We start from the raw sequence: 241 nt of genomic DNA, 5'->3' as shown, positions 1-241 counted from the left end.
CATTTCTTACCGTTAATGTCCCCGTATATGTTCCAGCAGCTGTATTAGCTGGTATTGCAATACTAATCGGGCTTGCAGGCAGAGATGCATTTGTAACTGCTGCAAAAGTATTCGTTGGACTGGCATTCCAAGTAATACTGTATGTAGTTGGCGAATTTGTTGTCGCAGTATAAGGCAAAGGAGTATTCTGTGCGCTTGAACTTGTACATACCGCTGTGGTCGCTCCTAATGTAATCGTTGG

General features: G+C 43.6%; 1 protein-coding gene. It reads right to left on the bottom strand.

Features of this window, described 5'->3' with window-relative positions; all coding sequences use genetic code 11:
• A partial coding sequence (locus FF52_RS22985; RefSeq protein ID WP_008469366.1) for a hypothetical protein occupies positions 1-241 on the bottom strand: 241 nt, incomplete at both ends.

The organism is Flavobacterium sp. F52, assembly GCF_000278705.1.
In the GTDB taxonomy this organism is placed as follows: Bacteria; Bacteroidota; Bacteroidia; order Flavobacteriales; family Flavobacteriaceae; genus Flavobacterium; species Flavobacterium anhuiense.
This window is presented reverse-complemented; position numbering and strand designations above follow the sequence as displayed.